Source organism: Burkholderia sp. ZZQ-2, assembly GCF_050768715.1.
Lineage (GTDB): Bacteria > Pseudomonadota > Gammaproteobacteria > Burkholderiales > Burkholderiaceae > Burkholderia > Burkholderia cepacia.
In genome coordinates, this window is the sequence record NZ_LDVA01000356.1 from 1 (window position 1) to 7,913 (window position 7,913).

General features: G+C 60.8%; 8 protein-coding genes. 2 read left to right on the top strand and 6 right to left on the bottom strand.

Annotation, left to right across the window (positions count from 1 at the left end; translation table 11 throughout):
- Nucleotides 1-146: 146 nt before the first annotated feature.
- Entirely contained in the window at nucleotides 147-317 is a 171-nt protein-coding gene (locus ABY44_RS34800) for a rubredoxin (protein WP_004186709.1), read from the bottom strand.
- Between the two features lie 254 nt (nucleotides 318-571).
- Between ABY44_RS34800 and ABY44_RS34805 the strand changes: the two genes are divergently transcribed.
- The gene (locus tag ABY44_RS34805) at nucleotides 572-1,438 is read left to right on the top strand and encodes a hydroxymethylpyrimidine/phosphomethylpyrimidine kinase (protein WP_027788204.1); all 867 of its coding nucleotides are present in this window, start codon (nucleotides 572-574) and stop codon (nucleotides 1,436-1,438) included.
- Nucleotides 1,439-1,626: 188 nt separating this feature from the next.
- On the opposite strand, the gene groL is transcribed toward ABY44_RS34805, so the two are convergent.
- From groL to ABY44_RS34820, 3 genes are all read right to left on the bottom strand, one after another.
- The gene (gene groL, locus ABY44_RS34810; RefSeq protein ID WP_021163332.1) at nucleotides 1,627-3,267 is read right to left on the bottom strand and encodes a chaperonin GroEL; all 1,641 of its coding nucleotides are present in this window, start codon (nucleotides 3,265-3,267) and stop codon (nucleotides 1,627-1,629) included.
- A 46-nt stretch (nucleotides 3,268-3,313) separates the two neighbouring features.
- Nucleotides 3,314-3,607: a co-chaperone GroES gene (gene groES, locus ABY44_RS34815; RefSeq protein WP_011351136.1), complete on the bottom strand. Its 294-nt coding sequence runs from the start codon at nucleotides 3,605-3,607 to the stop codon at nucleotides 3,314-3,316.
- 659 nt (nucleotides 3,608-4,266) lie between these two features.
- Nucleotides 4,267-5,037, bottom strand: coding sequence for a response regulator transcription factor (locus ABY44_RS34820; protein ID WP_175863743.1), 771 nt, complete (start codon nucleotides 5,035-5,037; stop codon nucleotides 4,267-4,269).
- Nucleotides 5,038-5,578: 541 nt separating this feature from the next.
- Here ABY44_RS34820 and ABY44_RS34825 point away from each other — a divergent pair.
- Nucleotides 5,579-6,262, top strand: a complete 684-nt coding sequence (locus ABY44_RS34825; RefSeq protein ID WP_049098221.1) for a GntR family transcriptional regulator — start codon at nucleotides 5,579-5,581, stop codon at nucleotides 6,260-6,262.
- 255 nt (nucleotides 6,263-6,517) lie between these two features.
- Here the strand turns inward: ABY44_RS34825 and ABY44_RS34830 are convergent, their stop codons facing one another.
- On the bottom strand, nucleotides 6,518-7,447 hold the full coding sequence (locus ABY44_RS34830; RefSeq protein WP_081073634.1) for an EAL domain-containing protein: 930 nt from the start codon (nucleotides 7,445-7,447) through the stop codon (nucleotides 6,518-6,520).
- 4 nt (nucleotides 7,448-7,451) lie between these two features.
- On the bottom strand, nucleotides 7,452-7,913 hold a 462-nt coding region (locus ABY44_RS34835), incomplete at its 5' end, for a YadA family autotransporter adhesin (RefSeq protein ID WP_431642773.1).

Consider the following 7,913-nt stretch of genomic DNA (forward strand, 5'->3'; position numbering starts at 1 on the left):
GCAATGCGTCAGGGTGGGGAACGTTCGCCGGTTCGGGCCTCATGCACACGCGCGCCTGTCATCGTCAAGTCGCTCGCGCAGGCCTCGGCGCGCGAGCGCCGGACCGATGCGAGGCCTGAGCGGTGTGCCGTGGGCCGAGGGTCCGGTCAGATCTGGACCATCTCGAAGTCTTCCTTGCGGGCGCCGCATTCAGGACACGTCCAGTTGATCGGGACGTCTTCCCAGCGCGTGCCCGGGGCGATGCCCTCTTCGGGCAGCCCGGCTTCTTCGTCATAAATCCAGCCACAAATCAGGCACATCCAGCTCTTGTATTCCATCTTAAGCCGCGTCGGGAAAGTCGGTAAATTCGGGAGCCATGATGGTACCGTGTCGGGGCCGGACTGCCTAGCAATCGCGCTGGAGTAAGGCGACTACGTTGCGCTGCGCTAAAAAATCCGTCGTGCGGGCCGGATTCCGCCGCATAATGGCTGAAAAGTGCGGCCTGCCGGGCAACACAGGGCCGAAAACGCCCATTTCGCCTCGCCGTCCGCATGTCCGTCGCTTTCCCGTTTTTCTCTTGCCCCATTTTTACATGTCCAGCAACGCCCCTCCGATCGTCCTCACCTTCGGCCTGTCCGATCCCACCGGCGGCTCCGGCCTCCAAGCCGATCTGATGACCCTGGCGAGCATGGGCTGTCACGGCGTGTCCGTCCTGACGGGCTACACGGTGCGCGACTCGGCCGCCTGCGACGAAGTCACCGGCCTCGATCCCGACGTGGTCGCCGCCCAGGCCCGCATGCTGCTCGAAGACATGCCGGTTGCCGCATTCAAGATCGGCGCGGCGACGCGTGCGGAAGTCGTGAGCGCGATCGCCGAGGTCGTCGCCGACTACGACGGCGTGCCGCTCGTACTCGCGCCGGACTTCACGCTCGACGACGAACACGTGCTCGCCGCCGACGACCTGCGCGAATCGATCGCTGACCTGCTCGCGCCGCAAACCACGCTGCTGGTTGCCGACTACGCGACGCTGATCGCGCTCGCGCAGCCGGACGGCGACGCCGAGGCGCCGAATCTCGACGCGGCCGTGTCGCACCTGCTGTCGCAGGGCTGCGAGTACATCCTGTCGTCCGAGACCGGCTCGCATCGGCTCGTCAACACGCTGTACGGCGAAGAAGGCCAGCTGCGCGAGGACATGTGGGATCGTTCGCCGCATCGGCTGATGGGCATCACCGACACGCTGGGCGCGGCCATCGCGGCACTGCTCGCGAACGGCCAGGAGCCGCCCGAAGCGGTTCGTGAGGCGCAGGAATACCTGTACCAGGCCGTGCGTGACGCGTTCCGGCCCGGCATGGGCGCGTATTTGCCCGACCGGTTCTTCTGGGCGCGCAGCAATGAAGACGCGGATACCCCGCCGGCGGTGAAGGTCGACCCGGTGCCGAGGACGTCGCACCGGCATTGAGCCGGACACGGCGGGCCCGTCCCGCCGTCGCGGCGAACTCGCGGCGCCATCCTTGCCGCACCCCGGCCGTCCCGCGCGCGCCGCCGATTCAACGGCACCAATAAAAAAAGACCCGCATCGCTGCGGGTCTTTTCTTTTGGCTGGAACGCGCATCGCTGCGCGCTCCGGACACCATCGACCGAAGTCGATTACATGTCCATGCCCATGCCGCCCATGCCGCCCGGCATGCCGCCCGGCATCGGTGCGTCTTCCTTCGGCAGTTCGGCAACAGCTGCGTCCGTCGTCAGCAGCAGGCCTGCAACCGAAGCTGCGTTCTGCAGTGCGGTACGCGTGACCTTGGTCGGGTCGACGACGCCGGCTTCGACCATGTCGACGTACTCGCCCGTCGCTGCGTTGTAGCCATAGTTGCCCGTACCTGCAGCAACTGCCGCCACCACGACGCTCGCTTCTTCGCCGCCGTTCGTGACGATCTGACGCAGCGGCTCTTCCATTGCGCGCAGCACGATCTTGATGCCGGCGTTCTGGTCGGCGTTCGCGCCGGTCAGGCCTGCGATCGCGGTGCGAGCGCGGATCAGCGCAACGCCGCCACCTGCCACGATGCCTTCTTCCACAGCTGCGCGCGTTGCGTGCAGTGCGTCTTCGACACGTGCCTTCTTTTCCTTCATTTCGACTTCGGTCGCTGCGCCGACCTTGATCACTGCAACACCACCGGCCAGCTTGGCCACGCGCTCTTGCAGCTTTTCACGGTCGTAGTCCGACGTCGCTTCTTCGATTTGCGCGCGCACTTGCTTCACGCGTGCTTCGATGTTCACGGCTTCGCCTGCGCCGTCGATGATCGTCGTGTTTTCCTTGCCCACTTCGATGCGCTTCGCCTGGCCCAGTTCTGCCAGCGTTGCCTTCTCGAGCGTCAGGCCGGTTTCTTCGGCGATCACTTGGCCGCCCGTCAGGATCGCGATGTCTTCCAGCATCGCCTTGCGACGATCGCCGAAGCCAGGCGCCTTGACCGCAACGGTCTTCAGGATGCCGCGGATGTTGTTCACGACCAGCGTTGCGAGCGCTTCGCCTTCGATGTCTTCAGCGATGATCAGCAGCGGACGGCCAGCCTTCGCGACTTGCTCGAGCACCGGCAGCAGATCACGGATGTTCGACACCTTCTTGTCGTGCAGCAGCACGAACGGGTTGTCGAGGACGGCGACTTGCTTTTCCGGGTTGTTGATGAAGTACGGCGACAGGTAACCGCGGTCGAACTGCATGCCTTCGACGACGTCGAGTTCGTCGGCCAGCGACTTGCCGTCTTCGACGGTGATGACGCCTTCCTTGCCGACCTTGTCCATCGCTTCAGCGATGCGATCGCCGATCGACGTGTCGCTGTTCGCCGAGATCGAGCCGACCTGTGCGATTTCCTTGTTCGTCGTGCACGGCTTGCTGATCTTCTTCAGCTCGTCGACAGCCGCTGCGACTGCCTTGTCGATGCCGCGCTTCAGGTCCATCGGGTTCATGCCCGATGCGACGTACTTCATGCCTTCGCGAACGATCGATTGCGCGAGGACGGTTGCCGTCGTCGTGCCGTCGCCTGCGTTGTCGCTGGTCTTGGAAGCAACTTCCTTGACCATTTGCGCGCCCATGTTCTGGAGCTTGTCCTTCAGCTCGATTTCCTTCGCGACCGACACACCGTCCTTGGTGACCGTCGGGCCGCCGAAGCTGCGCTCGAGCACCACGTTGCGGCCCTTCGGACCCAGCGTGACCTTGACTGCGTTGGCGAGAATGTTCACGCCTTCGACCATCTTCGAACGGGCGGAATCGCCGAATACGACGTCTTTAGCTGCCATCTTCTAACTCCTTGAATTCTTGGGAATATGTACCGTCGGTGGACGCTTACTTGGCGTTGACCACGGCCATGATGTCTTCTTCGCGCATGACCAGCAGTTCGTTGCCGTCGACCTTCACGGTCTGGCCTGCGTACTTGCCGAACAGGACGCGATCGCCGACCTTCACGTCGAGCGCGATCGGGGCGCCCTTGTCGTCACGCTTGCCCGGGCCGACGGCCAGGACTTCGCCCTGGTCCGGCTTTTCAGCAGCGGCGTCGGGGATCACGATGCCCGAGGCGGTCTTGGTTTCCTGATCCAGGCGCTTGACGATCACGCGATCGTGCAAAGGACGAAGGTTCATATTCACTCCTCTCTTGACTGAGATTGAAGAACGCTTAGGGAATCTGCCCGGCTTATCGCCCGGCAGAGAATTGTTAGCACTCTCGTGCAGCGAGTGCTAATTATATGGACGGGTTTTGACAAATTCAAGAAGGGGGATTGACGGTTTTTTTCGGGCCGGCGAAGCCCGCTCGACCTCGAACGTTGCTCACCCGAACGTGAACCCGGGACAACCTCGACGAACCAGGAACACCCCCGATATGTCCTGCAAAAACAATAGCTTGGACATAAACCCGGGCGACAGCCCGAGAAACCAGGAAGACGCCGCGCGCCACTTGCTCGATCCGTCCCCACCGGAAAACCGCACGGCCACGATCCCTCAGGGATATCCCGCGTATCCGGGCAAACCCAGGCAAATTATATGGGGTACGGATACCCCACTGCGCTTGCGGGGAGGAAGCACTGCCCCGCATTCGTCCCCTCTGGACAAGAGAAGTTCATCATCTTGCTGCGCCATGGCTGGCGCACGGAATCGCACAGGACTCGGACGCCCTGCCCGTCGACACGTCATGCATCGGATCCACGAAATCGCTGGCGCGAAACGGGCTGCCCACGCGATAACCGCCGAGAGCAGCCCGGATCACCATCACACAATTAGACGGACGAATCTCCCGGAATGGTCTAAACCAGCGCGGACGCAGGGCTCTCGGCGATCGCACGCTGCGGGACCGCGCCGGGGGCCGCAAAATTCTCCTCCATCGAAAAGTCGTCGACCATATCGAGCCGGTAGCCATGCGTATACACGGCACTCAATTGAAGCCCGTTTTCCGGACGAAGCGCCAATTTTTGTCGAAGTCGATAGATATGCGTGTCGAGGCTCCGCGATGTTCCATCGAGCGCTCGCCCCCACGCCAGCGTCGACAAGGAATCCCGGGAAAGCACGCTCCCGATGTTGGTGAACAGGAAATTTGCCAGCGCAAATTCCTTTGCCGTCAAGTCGATGATCTTTCCGTGCACGGCGATTGTGCGCGCCAGCGGGTTCAACACATACGCTCCGACCTCGACCCTGCTGTCGGGTTTCTTGTTGCGGCCATTTCGACGCAACAGCGCGTTGACGCGAGCGGCCAACTCGATCTCGCGGAACGGCTTGCCGATGTACTCGTCGGCTCCTGCGTCCAGCGCGGCGGCAACATCTGCTTCAAGCGTTCTCGCGGCAAGGAACAAAACGACCGGCTCATCTCCGACGTTGGCCCGAATCCAGTGCAGCAAATTCAGGCCGTTGGCATCTGGAATTCGCCAATCGAGCACGATGAGTTCGACCCTCTCCTTTTTCAGAAACTGAACAGCCCGTGTGCTATCGCACACCCGGAAAATTTCCTGACCCGACCCGTGCAGCGCCCTTTCAAGGGCCGACGCCTGATCGTGATCCCCTTCCACTAACAAGATACTCATAACACCCCCAGCCTTCGTCGACCCGAATGATTTTCATCGCACTCCAAATCGATCGCCTGAATACACAGGTCTGAACGTATGTTTTGTTTTTGATAATGCCGACCGATTGAAACCAACCTCATCTCACCCCTACATCAACCTCAAAATCCAGCGATACACGACCTTGCAACCTTGCCCGTCATCAACTTCTCCAAGTACCCGCTGTTCCGTGCCCAACACCAAAGAGCGGCGTCGACGATGCGGATTGGCAGACCGTTGCGAACCTGTCAGGCAAGCCGGCACCTGGATTGCCATTTCATGCCGGCCTCGATAGCGATCGACGCGTCGAGCAAACTCATCGCCCGCCCTGGCTTGAAATGGCGCATTCACATACCATGCCACTCAAATGTTACTAACATATCAGTAGGATATCGAGACACCTGCCAGAGATCAAAGGGGGTAAACCCGTTCCTCGAACTTGCCCTTTTTAAGTCTCGAGTTGAAAACAAGGGGGGACCTGACTAATATGTTAGTGATATTCTTCAGGCAAACACTTAGGCAAATGAACGGACTGACTGGCAGTACCCTGGCCGAACAAGCCCACGATAAACTCGAGGAACTCATCGTCACGCTGGAGCTTGCACCCGGCAGCGTCTGGTCCGAGGCCTCTCTCGCAGAAAAGCTGAATACCGGGAGAACGCCGGTTCGCGAGGCCGCGCAACGACTGGCTGCGTCGCATCTCCTTCAGATCGTTCCACGACACGGCATCATGATCACCGTCCCGAACATTCATGATCAGTTGCTCGTACTCGAAACGCGCCGTGAACTCCAACGCCTCATCGCGCAACGCGCTGCACGGCGGTCATTGCCAGAGGAGCGCGAACAGATCCGCGAAATCGCCAAAAAACTCGACGCGGCAGGCGAATCTCGAGACGTCGTCGCCTACTTGAGATGCGTCTATGCGATCAATCAACTCATCGCGCAGTTTTCACGGAATCGGTTCGCCGCCGAGGCCATCGCGCCGTTACATGCCCTGTCGCGACGCTTTTACTTCATGTATCACAAGCAGCTGGATGATTTGCCGTCGGCGAGCCTGCAGCACACGAGAGTCGCGCGAGCAGTCGCTGCCGGTGACGAGCAGGAAGCCGGACGCTCATCCGATTTGATGATGGACTATATCGACGCATTCACGCGAGATTGCTTTACTCGCGACTTTGAACCGCATCACTCGCGCGTGTCGGCCTGATCGTACTTTTCGGCTTCGATTCGCGATATCGACTCAAGGTTGCGGCCTGTCCTTTCATGCGTTACATGGCACGTTCGATCCCGCGCCTTCGATGAGTCGAGCCTGCGCCTGTGCCCGGCAAATAATGCGCACGCTCGCTCGTAAGCATGCCGGTTTTGACGCAACGGCATCATCCCCTGAAGGCATCGCATGGACACCCCGCCCATGTCGACCCGTCACGGAGTGCCACACTCGTCACGCCCTGCCAGGCCGCGGTCAAGTGGATTCCCCCTGAACAACAACGCCCTCGCTTCCCCCCGGAATTCCGCATCGTTCGATCAATCGATCCACCTGCTCCTCTCGAACGGGTTCGGAGATGTAGTATCCCTGGCAATCAATCTGCATCATTTCTCTCAGCCACTCGAACTGAGCCCTGGTTTCGACACCCTCCACGACGACGTTCTTCTTCAAGCGGCTCCCAAGCTCGACGAGCGCTTCGACCATCGCTCTCGATTCGGCACTTTCATGAACGTCGCGCATGAAGGATCGATCCAGCTTGAGTGTATCGACAGCCAGGCCATGCAATTTGGTCAACGACCAGCACCCCGAACCAAAATCATCGATCGCAACGCTCGCCCCAAGATCTCGAATCGATGACACGGCCGCGGCAAGTGCCTCTATCGGGCCAGGATCGATGGACTCCGTCAGTTCAATCTGAAAATTCGCGGCACGGACGGCGTAGGAATCCAGAACGAGCGCCAGTCTTCTTGCCATTCCCGGCCGCGTGACTTCATGAGCGGGCAAATTGACGGACAGAGACAAATCGTCATAGCCGAGCGCAGCCCAACCGGCGAGCACGCGCGCGGACTCCTCGACCACATAATCAGTGAATCGGCATGTCAGATGCGAATCTTCGACGAGGTCAATGAACGCCGCCGGCATCAACACGCCGCGCTCCGGATGCTGCCAGCGTATCAATGACTCGAATCCGGACAACAATCCGGTCTGAAGGCGGAGCTTTGGCTGATAAACGAAAAAGAACTCCTTCCGCGCCAATCCACGCTCCGCGTCTTCGACAAGATCATCGGTATTGCAACGCACGGCCGCACCATCCACAGCGATCTCCAATGCACGCACTCGAAATTCCGGTGCCCGCCGATACGCCTTGCTCCCGCTCCGGGCTTTCAGTCGGCCGTGCGCGAACATGCAATTATTTCCACTGATACAGCATGCCGGCGCCGATCACCTTCTGACCGCCGCTGAAGCCGCCGTTGATCGACGCCTTCAGGTTCTCCGTGATGCGGGCCTGCATGTTGACCGCCATCGCCTTCTGGCCGAGGAAGGTCGACGTGCCCACACCCATCCCGAAGTTGGCGTCGCGATCGAGCTGCGGGATCGACGCCATCGCGCCGACGGCCGCGATACCCTGCTTCGCCATCTGGTCGGTCTGCTGCAGTTGCGAACCCAGCGAGTTGATCTGCGCCTGCTGGCCCGACAGTGCCGTCGACAGCGTCGTCTGCACCTGCGTCAGCTGGTTCACGTTCACCGCGTCGGTGCCTTGCGTACCCGGCGCGACGTTCGTGATCTGGCGCTGCTGCTGGTCGTTGCCGACCGACACCACGTTCGAGCGACCGCCGTCGTTCGAATTCGCGCCGATTGCCACCGAGTTCGA